13 protein-coding genes are annotated in these 18,293 nt (G+C 69.5%); 2 read left to right on the top strand and 11 right to left on the bottom strand.

All coding sequences use genetic code 11. The features are described from left to right. The first annotated feature begins 114 nt into the window (after positions 1–114). Positions 115–1,053 (top strand): 2-dehydropantoate 2-reductase, encoded by a 939-nt coding sequence (gene panE, locus E5P2_RS20500; RefSeq protein ID WP_162568944.1) that lies wholly within the window; start codon positions 115–117, stop codon positions 1,051–1,053. A 25-nt stretch (positions 1,054–1,078) separates the two neighbouring features. Here panE and E5P2_RS20495 read toward each other — a convergent pair whose 3' ends face one another. The 5 genes from E5P2_RS20495 to pbpC all read right to left on the bottom strand — a co-directional run bounded on the left by E5P2_RS20495 (position 1,079) and on the right by pbpC (position 7,276). After that, a complete protein-coding gene (locus E5P2_RS20495; RefSeq protein WP_232080777.1) occupies positions 1,079–2,056 on the bottom strand; it encodes a Bug family tripartite tricarboxylate transporter substrate binding protein in 978 nt (325 codons plus the stop codon). A 41-nt stretch (positions 2,057–2,097) separates the two neighbouring features. Then, entirely contained in the window at positions 2,098–3,252 is a 1,155-nt protein-coding gene (locus E5P2_RS20490; protein WP_162568939.1) for a mandelate racemase/muconate lactonizing enzyme family protein, read from the bottom strand. Positions 3,253–3,368: 116 nt separating this feature from the next. Next, positions 3,369–4,256, bottom strand: coding sequence for a LysR substrate-binding domain-containing protein (locus tag E5P2_RS20485; protein WP_162568937.1), 888 nt, complete (start codon positions 4,254–4,256; stop codon positions 3,369–3,371). Continuing rightward, positions 4,240–4,977, bottom strand: coding sequence for an arylmalonate decarboxylase (locus E5P2_RS20480; protein WP_162568935.1), 738 nt, complete (start codon positions 4,975–4,977; stop codon positions 4,240–4,242). Before E5P2_RS20480 ends, E5P2_RS20485 begins: the two co-directional genes overlap by 17 nt. A 64-nt stretch (positions 4,978–5,041) precedes the next feature. Then, on the bottom strand, positions 5,042–7,276 hold the full coding sequence (gene pbpC / locus E5P2_RS20475) for a penicillin-binding protein 1C (RefSeq protein ID WP_162568933.1): 2,235 nt from the start codon (positions 7,274–7,276) through the stop codon (positions 5,042–5,044). 136 nt (positions 7,277–7,412) lie between these two features. Between pbpC and E5P2_RS20470 the strand changes: the two genes are divergently transcribed. Beyond that, a complete protein-coding gene (locus tag E5P2_RS20470) occupies positions 7,413–7,616 on the top strand; it encodes a thrombospondin type 3 repeat-containing protein (RefSeq protein WP_162568931.1) in 204 nt (67 codons plus the stop codon). Positions 7,617–7,622: 6 nt separating this feature from the next. Here the strand turns inward: E5P2_RS20470 and E5P2_RS20465 are convergent, their stop codons facing one another. From E5P2_RS20465 to E5P2_RS20440, 6 genes are all read right to left on the bottom strand, one after another. Further along, positions 7,623–8,249 carry a LysE family translocator gene (locus E5P2_RS20465; RefSeq protein WP_162568929.1) on the bottom strand — a complete coding sequence of 209 codons (627 nt, stop codon included), beginning with the start codon at positions 8,247–8,249 and terminating at the stop codon, positions 7,623–7,625. A 76-nt stretch (positions 8,250–8,325) separates the two neighbouring features. Then, positions 8,326–8,712, bottom strand: a complete 387-nt coding sequence (locus tag E5P2_RS20460; protein WP_232080776.1) for a PaaI family thioesterase — start codon at positions 8,710–8,712, stop codon at positions 8,326–8,328. Between the two features lie 22 nt (positions 8,713–8,734). Next, a complete protein-coding gene (locus E5P2_RS20455) occupies positions 8,735–9,028 on the bottom strand; it encodes a DUF2277 domain-containing protein (RefSeq protein WP_162568925.1) in 294 nt (97 codons plus the stop codon). Between the two features lie 80 nt (positions 9,029–9,108). Continuing rightward, a complete protein-coding gene (locus tag E5P2_RS20450; protein WP_162568923.1) occupies positions 9,109–11,769 on the bottom strand; it encodes a helix-turn-helix transcriptional regulator in 2,661 nt (886 codons plus the stop codon). A gap of 101 nt (positions 11,770–11,870) precedes the next feature. Further along, positions 11,871–12,254, bottom strand: coding sequence for a RidA family protein (locus tag E5P2_RS20445; RefSeq protein WP_162568921.1), 384 nt, complete (start codon positions 12,252–12,254; stop codon positions 11,871–11,873). Positions 12,255–12,292: 38 nt separating this feature from the next. Next, the gene (locus E5P2_RS20440; RefSeq protein WP_162570579.1) at positions 12,293–18,268 is read right to left on the bottom strand and encodes an MG2 domain-containing protein; all 5,976 of its coding nucleotides are present in this window, start codon (positions 18,266–18,268) and stop codon (positions 12,293–12,295) included. Between the last annotated feature and the right edge of the window lie 25 nt (positions 18,269–18,293).

Genomic DNA, 18,293 nt, shown 5'->3' with positions numbered 1-18,293 from the left:
GGGGATCTCCTGGGTCGTTCGCTGATTGCGCAAGCCCGCATTATCCGCAGCGTGAACAACAAAAGTTCACAAGTGCAGAATTCGCCCTCCATCAACGCGAAGAGGAAGAATGCAATGAGGTTCCTGGTTGTAGGCGCCGGTGCGCTGGGCGGGTATTTCGGTGGGCGGCTGCTGGAGGCCGGCGAAGACCTGAGCTTTCTCTTGCGGCCGCGGCGTGCGGCGCAGCTCGCGCAGACCGGCCTCGTGGTCCGCAGTCTGTTCGGCGATCTCCACATTCCGTCGCCGCCCCACGTGCTCGCGAACGGCATCGGCGCGCCCTTCGACGTGGTCATCGTCGGCTGCAAGGCCTATGACCTGGCGGACACGATGGCCTCCTTCGCGCCCGCCGTCGGGCCGCAGACCGCCATCCTGCCGCTGCTCAACGGCATGCGGCATCTGGACGAACTGGCGCAGCGCTTCGGCCGCGAGCGTGTGCTCGGCGGCCTGTGTCTGATCTCCGCCGCGCTCGACCCGCAGGGCACGGTGCTTCATCTGAACGACACGCATGGCCTGACCTACGGCGAACTCGACGGCTCGCGCTCCGCCCGCGTGCAGGCGCTGGAGGCGGCCTTCTCGAAAGCCAGATTCGAGGCGCGCGCCTCCGGCGAGATGCTGCAGGAGATGTGGGAGAAGTGGATCTTCATCGCCTCGGTGGCCGGCATCACCTGCCTGATGCGCGCGACCATCGGCGACATCGAGCAGGGCGGCGGCGCCGGCATCGCGAGCGGCCTGCTCGACGAATGCGCGGCGATCGCGGCCCACAACGGCTTCGCACCGCGTGCCGCGATGATCGCGCGCGCACGCGGCATGCTGACGGCGGCCGGCTCGCCGATCACGGCATCGATGTTCAAGGACATCCAGCGCGGCGCGCAGATCGAGGGCGAGCACATCATCGGCGACCTGCTGCGGCGAGCGCCGAACGACGGCCGCGATGCGCACCTGCTGCGTATCGTCCATGCGCATCTCAAGGCCTACGAAGCAGGGCGAGCGCGGACCGCCGAAGCGGCAGCTTGAGTCGCGACCATCGCGCGGCGCACGCCTACTGCGCCGAGATGTGCTGCTCGTGAATCACCTTGCCCCAGCGCGCAGATTCCTGCGCGAGGCTGGTGGCGAGCGCGGCCGCCGGCAGGAAGTCCGGCACCGCGCCCTGCACCGCGGCGGCCTGCGCCATGTCGGGCGCGGTCATCACGGTGCGGACCGCCTCGCCGAGCCGGTCCACGATCGCGGGCGGCGTGCCGGCCGGCGCCAGCAGGAACAGGCGCGGCGCGACGTCGATGCCCGGCACGGCCGTCGACAGGGCCGCGACGCTTTCCGCGCCGGGCAGCTTGTCGTTGCTCATGATGGCCAGCGCGCGCAGGTTGCCGGCCCTGGCTTGCGCCATGCCGGCGGTTGCGCTCACCACGCCGAGCGGCACCTGTCCGCTGATCACGTCCGGCACGATCTGTGCCGCGCCGCGGTACGGGATATGAAGCGCGAAAGTGCCGGTCTGGCCCTTCATCATCTCGAAGCCCAGATGCTGCACCGTGCCGACGCCGGAGGTCGCGAACGCGTAGACGCCCGGCCTGGCCTGCAGCGCGGCCACCAGCTCGCGCGGCGTCTTCGCCGGGAAATCGTTGTTGGCGACGATCAGCAGCGGTGACTTGAACACGCCCGCGATCGGCGTGAAGCTCTTGATCGGATCGAAGGCCAGCTTCGGCTGCATGTACTTCGCGATCAAGGTCGAGCTGTCGCCCAGCAGCAGCGTGTAGCCGTCGGGCGCTGCCTTGGCCACCGCATCGCCCGCGATCACGCCGGCCGCGCCGGCCCGGTTCTCCACCACCACCTGCTGGCCCAGCAGCGCCGACAGGCGCGGTGCGAGCAGGCGCGCCACCGCGTCGACCCCGCCGCCGGCGGAGTAGCCGACCAAGAGGCGGATCGGCCGCTCGGGATAGGTCTGTGCGTGGGCCAGCGTGGCGCCTGCTGCGAGCAGGGCGGCGCCGAGTGCGAGCATGGTGCGCCGTGAGGTGAATGCGTTCATTTGTCTTGTCTCCGGAAATCGTTCGAGGGTCGCTGCGCGCATCAGGCCTTGCCGACGCCGTGCGAGCCGGGCCGCTTCGCGAGTTCCGCCACGCGCTCGCGGTTGGGCGCGAAGCCGAGCCCCGGCAGTTCGGGCAATGCGAGCACGCCGTTCGACGGCACCGGCAGATCGTCGAACACCAGCTTGCAGCAATCGACCGCCACCGAGTGGTACTCGACCAGCGAGCCGTTGGCCAGACCCGCATGCAGGTGCATGTTGTGATGCGGCCAGGCGCCGCCGTTGGCGAAGCGGGTGTTGAAGGCCGCGGCCATGCCGGCGATGCGCATGCATTGCGTGAAGCCGCCGGTGATGCAGGCGTTGGGCTGCACCACGTCGACCGCCTGCGTCACCAGCATGTCGCGAAAGCGGCTGGCCAGGCCTTCGTTCTGTCCGGCGGCCAGCGGGATCGAGGTCTTCTGGCGCAGCTTCACGAGATTGGGGATGTCGTTCTGCGACACCGGCTCCTCGAAGAAGCTGATGCCGAAGTCCTCGATGCGCCGCGCCAGCGAGAGCGCGTGGAAGTAGTCGAGGCTGCAGTTGGCATCGATGTAGATCTCCACCTCGGGCCCGACCGCGTCGCGCACCGCGCGCACGCGCTGCACGTCCTCGGCGATCAGCGCATCGAGCGAGCGCGGCTCGTCGCGCCGCTGCAGGCCATGGTGGCCGACCGTCATCTTCAGGCGCGTGAAGCCGCGTTCGACCCAGCTGCGCGCCGCGGCGGCGAGCTCGTCGCGGTCGAAGAAGGCGAAGCCGAAGGTCGCGTACACCGGCACCTCGGCGCGCGCGCCGCCGAACAGGCGCCAGCACGGCTGGCCCAGCACCTTGCCCTTCAGGTCCCACAGCGCGAGGTCGATGGCCGCCATCGCATGGCTCGCATAGCCGGACTGCCCGCGCGGCGTGAGCAGCCAGTAGAGCCGTTCCCAGACCTGCTCGTGCCGCATCGGGTCCATGCCGACCAGCGCGTGCGCCGCGATCTCGTTGACCACCGAGGCGATCACCTCCTCCTCGGTGATGGCGGTCATGCCGGTGCCGACCAGGCCGTCGTCGGTCTCGATGTCGACCAGGCACAGCGACAGGGAGGTGGTCTTGCTGCGACCCGACACCTCGACCGATATCGGCAGGTGCAGCGGCGTGGCGGTGACGCGGGCGATCTTCATGCGAATGTCTCCAGGTTCGCGCGCAGTCTAGGGAGCACCCGTGGCCGCCCACAAGCACGCGCGCCGAACGCCGCTTTCGCCAATGGCGAAATCAAGGGTTTGCCCGCAGTGGATGCTCAGCGCGTGAGCAACTCGACCAGCGTGCGCGTGGCCGGCGCCGGCGGTGTCCCGCTGCGCAGCGCGATGCGGTGCGTGCGCGCGGCCCAGGCATCGCTCAGGCGCACCGCGCGCAGCGGCAGGCTCGCCAACTGCGGCGCCACCGCTTCCAGCGGCAGCACCGCCACGCCCAGGTTGCCGGCCACCATGCGGCAGACCGTGTCGAAGCTGCGCATCTGCATGCGGATCTTCAGCAGCTTGCCGAAGACCGAGGCCGAGGCCACCAGCCGGCTCGACAGCGCGGTGCCGTTCGAGAGCGCGATGAAGTTCTCGTCCAGCGCATCCTCGAAGGCGATGGTGCTCGCACCGGCCAGCGCGTGGCCGGCGGGCACCACCAGCACCAGCGTGTCGGTGAAGCAGTCGCGCAGCGTGATGCCGTGCGGCGCATGCGCCATGTCCACGATGCCGAGGTCGGCGCGGCCGTCGAGCAGCAGCATCGGGATGTCGAGGCTGCCGTGCTCTTCGACGTCGATGCGGATCAGCGGATGCTCGCGCGCCATCTGCTCGAGCCGGTCGGGCAGCAGTTCCAGCATCGCCGAGGTGTTGGCGACCAGCCGCACGTGGCCCTGCAGGCCCTTGGCATAGTCGTGCAGATCGACCGAGAGACGGTCGGAATCGGCCAGCAGTTCGCGCCCGCGCCGCACCAGCATCTGGCCGGCCGGCGTGAGGCGGACGCCGCGCGAGGAGCGCTCGAACACGCGCAGGCCGAGCGCGTCTTCGAGCGCCGTCACGCGCGCGCTGGCCGCGGCCACGGCGAGCTGCAGCCGATCGCTCGCCGCGCTGAGCGAGCCGAGCTCGGCCGCCGCGACGATCACGCGCAGCGTCGTGAGATCAAGCGGCGCGTTCAAGAGCCCGTTCGGCTGCGAAGAGCTGTCCGTACCCGGGCGACGAGGCATCGAGTCCGGCGGCCCTCATCAGGTCCCAGAAGCCGGCCGGCGAGCTCGACGTGACCGGCAGCCCGAGCCTGTCTTCGAGCGGTACGTGCAGGTCCAGCGTCAGCAGCCCGCCGCAGGAAATCAGCAGGCCTTGCGCCGAAGGGGCGGCCGCGACCGTGCGTTCGGCCAGCGCCATCAGCGTTTCGGCCGGCACCTGGCCGACGGCATCGACGTCGGTGATCGACAGGCCCTCGATGTGCGTGACCGTGATGCCGCGGCTCGCGAGATAGGCGACCAGCCGGTGGTTGAGCGTGTCGATGTACGCTGTGGCGACCGCCACGCGCTCGATGCCCAGCCAGCGCAGGCTGGCGATGATCGCATGGCTCATCGTCGTGCAGGGCAGGCCGGTGGCCTCGTGCATGCGGTCGCGCAATGCATCGGTGAAGTCGGCGCCGCGGTAGAAACTCAGCGAGGTGCCCATCAGCGAGATGGCCTGCGCGCCGGCATCGCGCAGTTCCACCCCGCACTGAAGGATGCGGTCGACCACGGTGTCGAATCCCTCGGGCGAGATGGCCGGCAAGGCCAGGCCGCGGGCGATGAAGCGGACATCGCGGCCCGCGTAGAGCGCTTGCCCGTCGATGGGGACGCGTCCGGCCGCAGGGGGCACGATCAGGCCGAGGGTGGGGGTCTTCATGGTCCGTGTCGGCGCAAGCCTTGGTTCTTCCAGCGCGGGATTGTGCGGCAATCCGCAGCGCCCGTCAGCGTTTGGCGCTTTTCACGACGCCGGCGCCGCGCACTTCGAGCCGCACCCGATCGGCCACCTGGCCGTCGGCATCGAGCAGTTCCACGACATGCCGGCCCGGCCAGGGCAGCCACTGCGCGCTGGCGCCGCGTGCGAAGGGCCGGCCGTCCATGCGCCACCGGAGGCCGCGTCCCTCGGCCTCGAAACGCACGCGCTGGTGCTCGGGGGGAATGTCGGGGTCGAGCGCGATGATGGTGCCGTCCGAGGGGGCGGTGATGCGCGCCGCCGAGTCGGTCGCGGAGCCCGCGGGCGGCAGCGTGAACAGGGCCTGCTGGGTGCCCGCGATGAACCATTCGCTGCGCGCCGCCTCGAGTTCGTTGCCGAAGCGCACCTGCGTCTGCACCAGGCCTGCGGGCGGCACCGGCGCGCGGCTCGGCAGATCGCGGTGCAGGAATCCCATCACCTCGGCCCACACCGGCGCGGCGCCGCTGGTGCCGCTCACGTCCCACATCGGCGCGCCGCTCGCATTGCCGACCCACACGCCGACGGTGTAGCGCTGGGACCAGCCGACGGCCCAGTTGTCGCGCATGTCCTTGCTGGTGCCGGTCTTCACCGCCGTCCAGAAGCGGGTGCCGAGCACGCTGTCGAAGCCGAAGGTCCGCGCGCGCGCATTGCCGTCGCTGAGGATGTCGCCAATGATGAAGCTCGCGCGCTCATCGAGCGCGCGCCGTTCGCTCTCTCTCCCGCTGGCGGGAGAGGGCCGGGGTGAGGGTGGCGATGCCGGCAGGAACCGCGTCTCCCCATACCGCCCCCCATTCGCCAACGTCCGGTACGCGTTGGTCAGCCCCAGCAGCGACACTTCCGCGCTGCCGAGCGCCAGGCTGTAGCCGTAGTAGTCCCCGCTCTGCGGCAGCGCCAGCCCCGCGGCGCGCAGCTGCCGTGCGAAGGCTTCGGGCGACACCATCACCAGCGTGCGCACCGCCGGTACGTTCAGCGAGGCGGCCAGTGCCGTGCGCACCGACACATAGCCCTTGAACTGGTGGTCGTAGTTCTGCGGAATGTAGAGCCCGCCGGCCGTGTTGATCTGCGCCGACGAGTCGTCGAGCAGCGACGCCGCCGTGAGCCGTCGCTCGGCGATCGCCTGCGCGTACAGCAGCGGCTTGAGCGTCGAGCCCGGCTGCCGCTGCGCGAGCACGCCATCGACCTCGGCCGCGCGGCTGAGCGCGCCCGAGGAGCCGACCCAGGCGAGCACCTCGCCGCTCGCGTTGTCGAGCACCACCAGCGCGCCGTCCTCGACATGGCGTCCGCGCAGCTCGCGCAGATGCCGCTGCAGCGTGCCGAGTGCGAAGCGCTGCAGCGGCGCGCGCAGAGTGGTGCGGATCCCGGCTTGCTCGCTCTCCTTCTGGGGGCGGGCTGGGGTGAGGGCCGCAGCCTCCTGATTGCGCGCAACTTCCCTCAACACATGCCGCGCCAGATGCGGCGCAATCCCTTCGCTCGCATCGAAGTCGCGCCGCTGCAGCGCGGCGCTCGCGAACATGTCGAGCGCCTCGCAGTCCGTCTTCTGCGGCGCTTCCATCGCGCGCATCACCTCGCAGGCGCGCTGTGCCACGCGCGCCGCACTGGCGTTGGGTGCCCGCACCAGCGCCGCCGCCACCGCGGCCTCGCGCACGTCGAGTCCGTGCGGCGTCTTGCCGAACAGCGTGCGCGAGAGCGCGTCGATGCCGACGATCTCGCCGCGGAACGGCACGATGTTGAGGTAGGCCTCGAGGATCTGGTCCTTGCGCCAGTTCAGCTCCAGCCTTTGCGCCGCCATCGTCTGGCCCAGCTTCTGCGCCAGATTGCGTCCGCCGCTGCCACGCCGCAGGTCGTCGTCGAGCAGGCCGGCGAGTTGCATGGTGATGGTCGAGGCGCCGCGCGTGCGCGTGTTCCACAGATTGCCCCAGGCCGCCGCGGACACGGCGCGCCAGTCGACGCCACTGTGTTCGTAGAAGCGCCTGTCCTCGCTCAGCACCATGGCCGTGCGCAATGCCGGCGAGATGTCGGCCAGCGCGACCCATTGGCCGCGCCGCGCGCTGGCGTCGGTGCGCATGCGCTGCAACAGCGCGCCATCGCGGTCCAGCACCCGCGTGTCCGAAGGATGGAAGTCGCGCCGCACCTCATCGAAGCTGGCGAGCGCCCAGGCGGGGCGCGCCAGCGTGCCGGCCAGCGCGATGACCAGGAGAAGAGGGCGGATGGAGCGAAGGCGCGGCACCTCGCTAGCTTGCCACAGCCCGGTCGTCCGGGCGCCGCAAGACGAGAACGAGGCCTACCCGCAGACGGGCGTCCGTCCCGGCCTTCCCTGCGCGGCGGCGGGGCACCTTGGGGTCTTTCAGGAAACAGGAGATCTCATGAAAACACTCGCCGCATTGCTCATCGCGTCCGCCACGCTCGCCGGTTGCATCGCCGTGCCCTACGACAACGGCCGCCCGCCGCCGCGGGCCTATGGCGACCGCGATCGCGACGGCGTTCCGAACCGCTCCGACCGCGATCGCGACAACGATGGCGTGCCCAATCGCTACGACCGCGCGCCCAACAATCCGAATCGCAATTGAAGCGCCTCAGCCCGGGCGCTTGGCCAGCAGCGCCCAGATGCCGGCCGCGGACAGCAGCGAGCCGCCGGCCAGGTGGAAGCGCTTCTGCGCGCGCGGCGACGCGAGCAGCTTGCGTGCCGAGCCGGCAAACACCGCATAGAGCGTCGCATTGATCGTCGCCATCGCGACGAAGGTCAGCGCCAGTACCCAGAGCTGGTGCGTGACTTCGCTGTGCGGGTCGATGAACTGCGGCAGAAAGGCGACGAAGAACACGATGCCCTTGGGATTGAGGGCCGTCACCAGGTAGGTGTTGGCGAACAGCCGCCAGCGCGAGCGGGGTGCGGCGGGCGCGGCCAGTTCGGCCGTCGAGACGCCGGCACGCAGCAGCTTGATGCCGAGGTACAGCAGATACAGGCCGCCGATCCACTTGATGACCATGAACCAGAACGCCGAGCTGGCCAGCAGCGCGCCCAGGCCGAGCAGCGACACCACCAGCGCGGTCGAATCGCCGAGCGCGACGGCAGCGACCAGCGGCACGTTGGCGCGCCGGCCGTGCGCCATGGAATAGCTGATGACCGTCAGGATGGTCGGGCCGGGAATGATCAGCAGCACCGCCGAGGCGGCGACGAAAGCGAGCCAGAGTTCAACAGGCATGGGAGGCACTCCTTGGGATGGTGGAGATTACAACGCGGCGGCGCGCGCCGGTTGGCGGGCCGCATCGTCGTTGCGCTCAGGCGTCCATCACGAGCTGCGTCTGCGTGACGACCGCGCACAGCTTGCCTTCGGCCGTCCGGATGCTGGTCTGCCACACCATCGTCGTGCGTCCGCGGTGCAGCGCGATCGATTCGCCGGTCACCGTGGTATCGACGCGCGCGCCGCCGATGAACTTGGTGCTGGAGTCGGTGGTGGTGGTGCGTTTGCCCGCGGCCAGATTGATGATCGTGCCGACCGCACCGAGCGTGTCGGCGAAAGCCATGTAGGCGCCGCCGTGCAGGATGCCGCCGGCGGTGCAGAGCGCGGCGCGCACCGGCATTTCGGCCAGCACGCGTTCGGGTTCGAGCGCCAGCAGGCGCACGCCCATGAGTCCGGGGAACAGGGGTTCGAGAGCCCGTTGCATTTCCTCGATCGATGGCATGGCGTCAGTCCGGTGAGATGACTTTGTACGGGGCGGCGAAACGCGCAGCCGACCGAGCCTTCGCCCGCACCGCCTCGATCTCGCGGTCGCGCGGATCGGCGGTGGTGACCAGCGATTCGATCAGCATGCGCGCGCTGGCGGCCACCTCGGCCACCGCGCGATCGAAGGCTGCCTGGTTGGCCTTGGAGGGCGCCGTGAAGCCGCTGAGCTTGCGAACGAACTGCAGCGAGGCGGCGCGCACCTCGTCGTCGGTGGCGGGCGGCTCGAAGTTGAAGAGGGTCTTGATATTTCTACACATCGTTGCTCCAGGGAGAGCCGCCGTCGGCCCGACGGCAGCGCGAGGTTTCATCTATCTTGCGATGCCGCGCGGACGTCGGTTCAGCCGGACGAGCCCTTCGCCAGGCGCCGGTGGTACCAGGCCGCGGCCTCGCCGCGCGAGGCCAGGTCCAGGCGGTCCAAGATGCGTGCCACGTGGCGCTTGACGGTGTGCGGGCTGAGGTCCAATGCGCGTGCGATCAGCTTGTTGCTGTCGCCCGCGGCGATGTGCATCAGCACCTCGAACTCGCGCGCGCTCAGGGGGGCGTCGAGCGCCGCCGCCGGCGTGGTCGCCTCGGCGGGATGCGCACCGACCTGCAGCGCCTGCGAGCGCTGCGCCCAATGCTGCAGCTCGGCGAGTCCTTCGCGCGGCACTTCGCCGGGCCATGGGAAACGGGCCAGCTCGGCGAGGGCGGCCGGTCCGCAGAACAGCACGCCGAGCACCTCACCGGAACTCCGGATCTTCCCCACCAGCGGCTCGACCGCGCGCCATGCGGCCGTCGCCGAACCGGTGCGCATCTCGGCGATGGCCAGAAAGACGCGCACCAGCGCGTCGAAGCCGAAGCGATCGCGATCGCTGGAGGTCTTGACGCATTCGCGCAGGAGCGCGAGCGCATCTTCATCGCGCTGGTCGTGCAAAGCGAGCCTGGCCTCGAACAGAGCCGGGAAAATGCCCCAGTAGGAGAAGCTCAGATTGGGGTGCTGAGTCAATCCCGCGAGAGCGCCCGCGACCATTTCCATGTTGCACAGCGTGATGCCGGTGACGCCCATCGTGCCGTATTCGAGCGTGGTCAACCGCCGGAAGAATTCTGTCGACTTGCCTCGTGAATCCTGCAGGACTGTGCGATCGCCGGTCACCATGCCTGCGACGCCCAGCAGGCTCCACGAGCCGAAACGCGACTGCGCCGGCCGGCCGGCCCATTGCTCGTCCAGCTGCAATTGCCGTATCCGCTCCTGGGCTTCGTCCACGCGTCCTTGCCAGAAGAAGAGATACGCTTCGGCGCTTCGGGCCTGCAATTGCAGCGGGAAATACCCGTCCCCCGCCGCGGCCAGCGCACCCGAGACCAGACGCATGGCCAGCGCGCGCGCCCCCGGTATCCCGAAGTGGAAGTGCACCCAAGGGAAGAAGCTGAACCAGAGTGCGGGCGGGGCGCCGCTTTCCAGCAGTTCGGTCAAGCGCGCCAGGTGCTGGTGGACTGCACTCTGCGGCCCGTTGAGGACCGCCCTCCAGTGCAGGTGGCTGGCCTTCGCCAGTTCCGTTTCGAGGTCCGGGTCGGCGTCTTCGTGGTCCAGCGCTGCGGCGATGGCCTCGGATGTCGCGACATGGGGTCGCAACGTGGCGTTGGCATGCGCTTGGTGCGCGAGCGCACGCCGCATGCGCCGCAGGTCGCCTTCGCGCTCGAAACCCGCGGCCGCCTCGCCCATGTGCTTCGTGCTCGCGATATCGATTTCGCTCCAGGCCACCACGCCGCGCACATAGGCCAGACGCGGTGAGCGCGCGCGCGCGTCGGCCGGAAAGCGCTCCATCAGGCCGGCGATCCGGCCGCTGTCGCCCTGTGCCAACAGGATCGGCGCCACCTCGCAGAGCAGTTCCTCGGCCTCGCGCCAGGCGCCGGCACGCAGCAGCATGTCGGTCTTGCGCATCGGATCCGGTTCGTCTTGCGCAGCGCGCTGCAGCAGCTCCGGAATCTCTTCGGCATGTTCACGGCGCAGGCGATCGTCGAGGAAATCGCGGAACAGATCATGCATGCGCAGCGTCAGCTCTTCGCCATCGAGCACCGAGACGAACATGCCGCGTTGCTCGATCTCCTCGAGCATGCGGGCCGAATTCGCGTTGCCGCTGACCCTCGCGCAGCGCGTGGCCGTGAGTTCCGGGAGCACCGAGCAGCGCATGAGGAAGTCGCGCCATGATTCGGACATGCTCCCGAACACTTCGCTGGCCAGATAGTCGAACTGATGCCTCTGGCTCAGGCGTCGGCCGGCCGTCGGCGTGCCGGCGCGGCTCAGGACATCCAGCGTGAGGCACAACCCGGCCACCCAGCCCTGCGTGCGCTCGAGCAGACTCTCGGCCGACTGGTCGTCATGGTGCTGGCCGGCGGCGTTGCAGAGGCTGCGAATCTCCTGCAGGCTGAAGCTCAGATCCGAGGCCCCGAACTCGGCCAGTTCGTGATGCACCCGAAGACGCGCCAGCGACAACGGCGGAGCGATCCGCGAGGCGATCGCGAAACTCCAGTTCGTCGGCGCGCGTTCGATCAGCAATTGCAGGAACTCGAACACCCTGGGGTCGGCGACCAGGTGCATGTCGTCGAAGGCGATGACGCCGTGATCGACCGGCATGGCGGCGAATGCGTTCGTCAATTCGGCGACGACCGCGTGCAGTTCCCGCGCTTTGGACACCTGCTCGACGAGGCTCTGGGTCGCGACGCGCCACGGCGGGTCGTGCGCTTCGAGCGCCTCCGTCAGGCAGGCCAGCAGTCGCGGCAGATCGTCCTGCTCGTCCGCCGTGATCCAAGCGGTCGCGCAGCCGGGCGGCAGATTCAGCAGCTGGCGCGACAGCGCCACCGTCTTGCCGTAGCCCGCCGCTGCGATCAACAGCACCAGGCGACGGCTCAGCAGCGCCGCGCCGAGGCGTTCCTCAAGGCCACTGCGCTCGACCAGGCCAGCACGAAAGCGCGGCGGCTGGACCTTGGTCTGGGCGAAGGAAATGGAGGTCTCGTTTGGCATGCATGGGCATTCGACGAACTGGCGCTTGTGCTGAAAACATCGCGCGGGAAATATCCTACGCTGGATTCGCCGGCACACCCCATCGCGTGCCGGCGCCAAGTTCAGGAACGCTTGCGCGCCGTGACTTCGATCTCGATCTTCATGCGCGGATCCGCGAGGCCGGCGGAAATCATCATCGCGGCTGGCCGCACCTCGCCGAAGTAGCGGCGCAGCACCGGCCAGCAGGACGCGAACGCGGCCCCGTCGGGCAGCACGTAGGTCACGCGCACCACGTCCGCCAGGCTGGCGTCGGCCTGCCGCAAGGCGGACTCGATGTTCTTCAGGCACTGCTCGGCCTGCGCGACGACGTCGTCGGCAATCGACATGGTCGCGTAGTCGAAGCCGGTGGTGCCGGAGACGAAGACCCAGTCGCCGTCGACGACGGCGCGCGAATAGCCGATCTCGGCTTCGAAGGTCGAGCCGGAGCTGATGAGTCTGCGGGTCATGGGATTTCCTTCATCGTGATGCGGCGCGTGCCGCTGGTCTATTTCACCGCCTCCACCTTGACACGCTCGTTCGGCGCCTCGCCGAACATCTCCGGCGCATACAGCGCCTCGACGCGGCTCGGCGGCAGCGCGAAGTCGCCGACGTTGTTGAGGCGCACCGTGTACTCCATCTTCACCACGCCCTTGGGCAGGTACTCGTAGTAGCTGCGGAAGGCCTCGAAGCTGCGCTCCTCGAAGGTCGCCCAGCCGACGCCGGTCTTCTTCTCGCCCTGGGTCGCGATCTGCGAGTCGCGGCCCAGGCCGCCGCCGAGGATGGTTGCGCCGGCGGGGATCGGATCGGTCACCGCGACCCAGGTCATGTCGGCGCTGGCATTGACCTCCAGCGTCACGCGCAGCACGTCGCCGCGCGTGTAGATGCCCTTCACGGCTTGCTCGACCGGCGTGACGGTCTTCTTGATCGCATAGCCCGCCGCGAATGGCGCCTTGAGCTGCACCGCGGCGATCGACTGCAGCGTGAGCCAGGGCTTTCCGCTGCCGCTTTGCGTCACCAGCAGCGTGTCGTGCGCCGCGCCCGCGGGCCACGGAAGGAACATGCTGTTGTTGCGCAGGTTGCCGGGCGAGGCCGGTGCACCGAAGAAGGTGGTCTGGTTCGGTGCGCCACCCGCGTCGCCGGTCTTGATGCGCTCGACCTTGCGCCAGTCGACCTGCGCCTTGGCCGCGCCGAGGGTCGCTGCGGTGATGCCGGCGACCGGCGCGCTCTCGAATTGCTTGGAGAACTTCTCCAGCGCGAGCCCGCCCCACAGGTTGGCGGTGGTGGTGTGCCAGGCGCCGTTCTGCTGGCGGCCGATGAAGCCGTTGACCAGCTTGGCCGTATCGTCCTTCCAGGCCGGGTCGTCCATCACCGCGAGCAGCAGGCGCGCGGTGTTGACGTCGCCGTTGACCATCAGCCACCACCAGTAGTCGTCCTGCTCGGTGCTGAAGATCAGCTTGGTGCCCTGGTAGCTCAGGCGCGCCTTCAGCACGTTGTTCGCCTCGTCCATGCGCTGCTGGCGCTGCGGCACGTCCGTCACGCGCTTGAGGATGTTGAGCCAGTCGATCACCGCACTGGTCGGCCACTGGTTGGGCGCGATGGTGATGCTGCCGGTCATGCGGCCCTGCGCCTTGCCATAGCGCGACAGCGCTTCGAGTGCGGCGAGCTTGCGCACGTCGAGGTCCTTGCGCGGGCTCCAGAAGTCGCGCTGGATCTTGCCCTCGACGAAGGCGATCAGGCCCTCGGTCATCGGCGTCACCACGTCGTCGGGCAGCGCGAAGGCGGGGTCGAGCGCCGCGGCTTCGTTGGTGGCCGCGAGCACGTAGGCGGTCAGCGTGTCGCTGCCGCGGTTGGCCTCGCCGTCGCGCGGCGGGAAGTAGCTGGCCAGGCCGTCGCCGTCGAGGTAGCTCGGCAACTGCGCGACCACCTGCTGCCAGGCCTTGCCGTCGCGCAGCCCGACCGACTTGCTGGTCTTCTGCTCCAGGCAGATGTAGGGATAGTTGGCGAACCAGTCGCGCACGCCGGTCAGCCCTTCGGCCAGCCGCGGCTGCAGCGAGAGCTTGAGCCCGCCGCGCCCGGGCAGCGCATCGGCGGGCGGCGCGACGTCGAGCGTGAACGGCCCCTCGAGCTGCACCAGCGTGGCCTGCTGCACGGTAAGCGGCACGGCCGGCACGATGCGCTGGCGCACCTTCAGCGCATCGCGCGCGCCGCCGAGCGTGTCGTGGGCCTCGATCTCCCACAGGATGGCTTCGGCACGCGTCTGCGCGAGCTGCGCGGGCGCGGTCACCGTCCATGCCAGCTCGCGCGCTTCGCCGGCCGGGATGTCGACCGTTTGCGGCGCCAGCGTGAGCAGCGTCGCGCGCGGCGCGGCCTCGACCTTCATCGGCTTCTGCGTCGTGTTGCGCAGCGTGATCTGGGCGCGGAACTGGTCGTCCTCGCGCACCAGCGGCGGCAGGCCGCTGACGATCTGCAGGTCCTGCGTGGCCTGGATCGAGGTCTGGCCGGTGCCGAAGAGGCCGGTGCCTGCATCGGCCACGGCGACGATCTTGAAAGTGGTCAGCGCGTCGTTGAGCGGCACGGTCACGGTGGCCTGGCCGTTCGCATCGAGCACCACCGCGGGGTTCCACAGCAGCAGGGTGTCGAGCAACTCGCGTGTCTGGGCCTTGCCGCCGCCGCCGCCCGCCGGAACGGCCTTGCGGCCGTAGTGGCGACGGCCGACGATCTCCATCTGCGCGGTCGAGGTGCTCACGCCCCAGCTGCGCCGCTGCAGCATCGCATCGAGCAGGTTCCAGCTGTCGTTGGGCATCAGCTCCAGCAGCGCCTGGTCGACCGCGGCCAGCGCCACTTCGGCGCCCGCGGCCGGCTTGCCGCCGGGCAGCCTGGCCGAGATGGTGATCTGTGCCTTGCCGCGCACCGGATAGCTGGGCTTGTCGCTCGTCACCTTGACGTCGATCAGGTGCGCCTGCGTGCCGACGCGGATCTCGGCGAGGCCGAGCCGGAAGGCCGGTTTGCTGAGATCGACCAGCGCGGTCGGCGCGACGTACTCCTTGCCCTCGTACCAGAAGGCGGTCCACCATTCGCGCGGCGCCTTGTAGCCCCAGGTGAAGAAGCTGTACCACGGCACCTCGCGCAGCCGCCCGCGCAGCGCGAGCACGCTCACGTAGGCATTCGGTCCCCACTCGGGCTTGACCTGCAGCGTGACGGTCGGGTCCTTGCCGTCGAGCTGCACCACGTGGGTTTCGATCACGCCCTCGCGCTCGACCGACACCAGCGCGGTCGAGAAGCGGAACGGGCTGCGCACCTGGAACTTGGCGATCTCGCCGGGCTGGTAGCTCTTCTTCTCGGGCAGCACGTCGATGCGGTCATGGTCCTCGCCGCCGAACCAGAGCTCGCCCTGCTTCGTCACGTAGACCGAGCTCGCGGCGCGGCTGTCGCGGCCGTCCTTGTCGGTGGCGCTGGCGATCAGCTCGACCTCGCCCGCCTGCTTCAGCTCGGCCTCGCACAGCAGCAGGCCGCGCGCATCGCTCTTGCCGCTGCAGATGGTGCCGATGTCCTTGACGTCGGTCTTGTTGTCGTAGGTGTAGAAGCCGCCCACCATGCGCTTGCGGCTGGTGGTGGTGATGCGGGCGACGGCACGCACGTTGAGCGTCACGCCTTCCTGCGGCTTGCCCGACAGGTCGAGCGCCAGCGCCTGGAACTTGAGCTTCTGGCTGGTGGAGACCCAGCCTTCGGTCTTCACGCCCGCGATCACCGAGGCGGGCCACAGCGTCTGCACGCTGCTCAGCGTCTGCATCTCGCCGTTCGGGTCGGCGTAGGTGGCTTCGAGCAGCAGCTCGCGCGGCGTCGCCTTGGCGAGCGGGATCTTGTCGATGCTGAGCTTGCCGGCGCCGTTGCGGTCGAGCGTGAGCGGCAGCTTGTCGGCGATGACGCGCGCGTCATCGCCGACGGCGGGCGCATCGCCGGTGTCAGTGGCGACGGTGCCATCCTTGGTCGGCGGCGAGAAGCTGAAGGCATCGAAGTCGGCGAAGGCGAGGCTCTTGCCGCGCACCATCGCCGAGACGCGCACCGGCAGGTTGGCCGCGCCGCCGCCGGCCACGTAGTTGACCTGCACGTCGGTCGGCAGTGTCGTGGCGGCCACCAGCGGCTTCTTGTCGCTCGGCGTGATGCGGCCTTCGAGCACGGGCAGCCGGAACTCCTCGACGCGGAACTCGCCGGTGGCGTAGCTGCGCTGTCCGTCTTCGCCGGCATCGGCGTCGGCGCCGTTCTTGCCGTTGCGCAGCTCGACCTGGTAGACGCCGAGCTTGGCAGCCGGCGGGATCGCGAAAGTGTTTTCGCCGCTCTCGCCGCCGGTCGCGGTCTTGCGCCACTTGATCGGCTGGGTGTATTGCTGGCCGCTGCCGACGTGCGTGATGACCAGCGTCTCGGGCAACGTGTCGGGCAGGCCGAAGCCGGTGCGGGTCTGGGTGCGGATCAGGTGCTTCATCGACACCGTTTCGCCGGCGCGCAGCAGCGTGCGGTCGAAGATCGTGTGCGCGATGCGGTCGGGCTCGGGCTGCAGGCTGGTCGGCACGTTGAAGCGCCAGGGCTCGATGCCGCGCTGCCAGTCACTCCAGGTGAAGGCCAGGTCGTCCACGCCTTGCGCATCCTTGGCGCGGGCGCTCACGAAGTACGCGCCGCTGCCGCTGTCGTCGGCATCTTCGTCGGCTGCACCAGGGCAGCCCGGCGCATTGGGCGAGATGCCGGCGAGCTCGACCAGCCCGCGCGCATCGGTCGTGCCGGTGGCCACCTGCTTGCCGTCGCAGCTCGACACGCGCACGGCGGCATTGGCGACCACCCGGCCCTTGTCCAGCGTCGTGACCCAGGCCACCGCGTTCTCGCGACCGAGCTTGAAATGCACTGCGAGGTTGGTCGCGAGCGCGGTGGTGCGCACGTACATCGTGCGGCCGCTGCCATAACGATCATCGAGCAGCGCATCGCCGAGTTTCTGCGACGCGATCTCGAGCACGTGAAAGCCGGGCGTGAGCGGGATGCCGATCACCTCGAAGGGGCGCGGGTCGCCGCTCTCGGACTTGGGCATGTCCAGCGTCCTGACGCCGCCCTGGCCACCGAGCAGCGACACCATGCGGGTCTGGATGTCGTCGGCATCGTCCTTGTCGATCACCTTCGGCAGCGCGGCCTTGACGTCGCGCGCCGCCTCCTTGCGCGAGATCGTGGTGTTGCTGTCGTAGCGGCGCACCTTGCGGAACCACGCGATGATCTCGGCATCGGTCTTCGGATTCATGTCGCTGACCTTGCCGGGCGTCAGCGCCTGCACCTGCAGCGCGGTCTCGACACGTCGCACCGTGACCGGCATCAGCGCCACGCCGCCGGGTTCGGCCAGGCGCTCGACCACGCCGAAGGGCGAGGCCGCGAACTTGGCCAGCGGCGGCATGGCGCCGCTGGCGACCTTCATCGGGAAGCTGTCGGGTGCGGCCAGCGCGCGGCCCGATGCGTCCTGGAACTTCGGCGGCAGCTCGATGCTGAACTGCCCTTGTTCCGCGAAGGGCGGCGGGAAGCTAACCGAATCGACCACTGCGTCGTCGTCGGGCGGCGCGTTGCCGTCGTCGTCGAATTTGGGTTTGAAGACCTTGTCGCCGCCCTTGAGCGTGATCGCCGCGGCCAGCTTGCGCGACACCGGCGCGTTGAACCGCAGCACCAGCGGCTTGAGCGGCAGGCAGGCGGACTGCGCGTTCTCGCGCTCGCAGGTGAAGGACACGGCGAAGGGCTCGCGCACCTCGAACTTCAGGCGCCGCTCGATGGTGTTGGCCACACCCGAGGGCGTGGCCACGCCCTTGCCGTAGACCAGCTGCACGCGGCTGGCCGGCGTCAGCGTGCGGTTGCATTGCAGCGTGACGAAACGCAGCGGCGCCTTCTCGGCCTGCTTGTCCAGGCCCAGGGACTTGAGCAATGCCGCGCGCTGCTCGCCCTCGATGAGCCGCACAGGAATGCGCTCGCCGATGCCCTCGGCCGCGCACCACACGTTGTCGCGCACGCTGTCGAGCGTGGCCGGGCCGTTGAGCTGCAGCATGAAGAGCTGCTGCTCGTCGATCTTGCCGTAGCTCGGCTGCCAGCTGCGGATGAAGGGGCCGCCGGTGCTGAACTGGTAGCGCTCGGGGCCGCTCAGGTCGGAGCCCGAGGCCGACTTGAAGGCGGCGGCCCGCGTGACGGTGCAGCGCACGCCGGGCGGCAGGTCATCCTCGAAGTCGAAGACCCATTGCCGGTCGGCGGTCCAGCGGCCGTTGCCCTTGCCGGCCTGCGCGTCGCTGCAGCTCACGGCCAGCGGTGCCGGCGCCTTCGGGTCGCCGAAGCTGACGGCGGCCTGGTCGAACTTGGCGACCACCTGCCGCACGCGGGCGACTTCGCCCTGCGGCGTGAGGCTGGTGATCTGCAGCGCATGGGCGCCGAGGGCGGCCAGGGTCAGCGTGGCGGCGGCCAGCGCACGCATCGTCGTTCTTGTTTTCAACAGTCTT

It is taken from the genome of Variovorax sp. SRS16, from assembly GCF_901827165.1.
Taxonomy (GTDB): Bacteria; Pseudomonadota; Gammaproteobacteria; order Burkholderiales; family Burkholderiaceae_C; genus Variovorax.
Note: the sequence above shows the minus strand (reverse complement) of the source record. Positions and strands in the feature narration are given on the sequence as shown.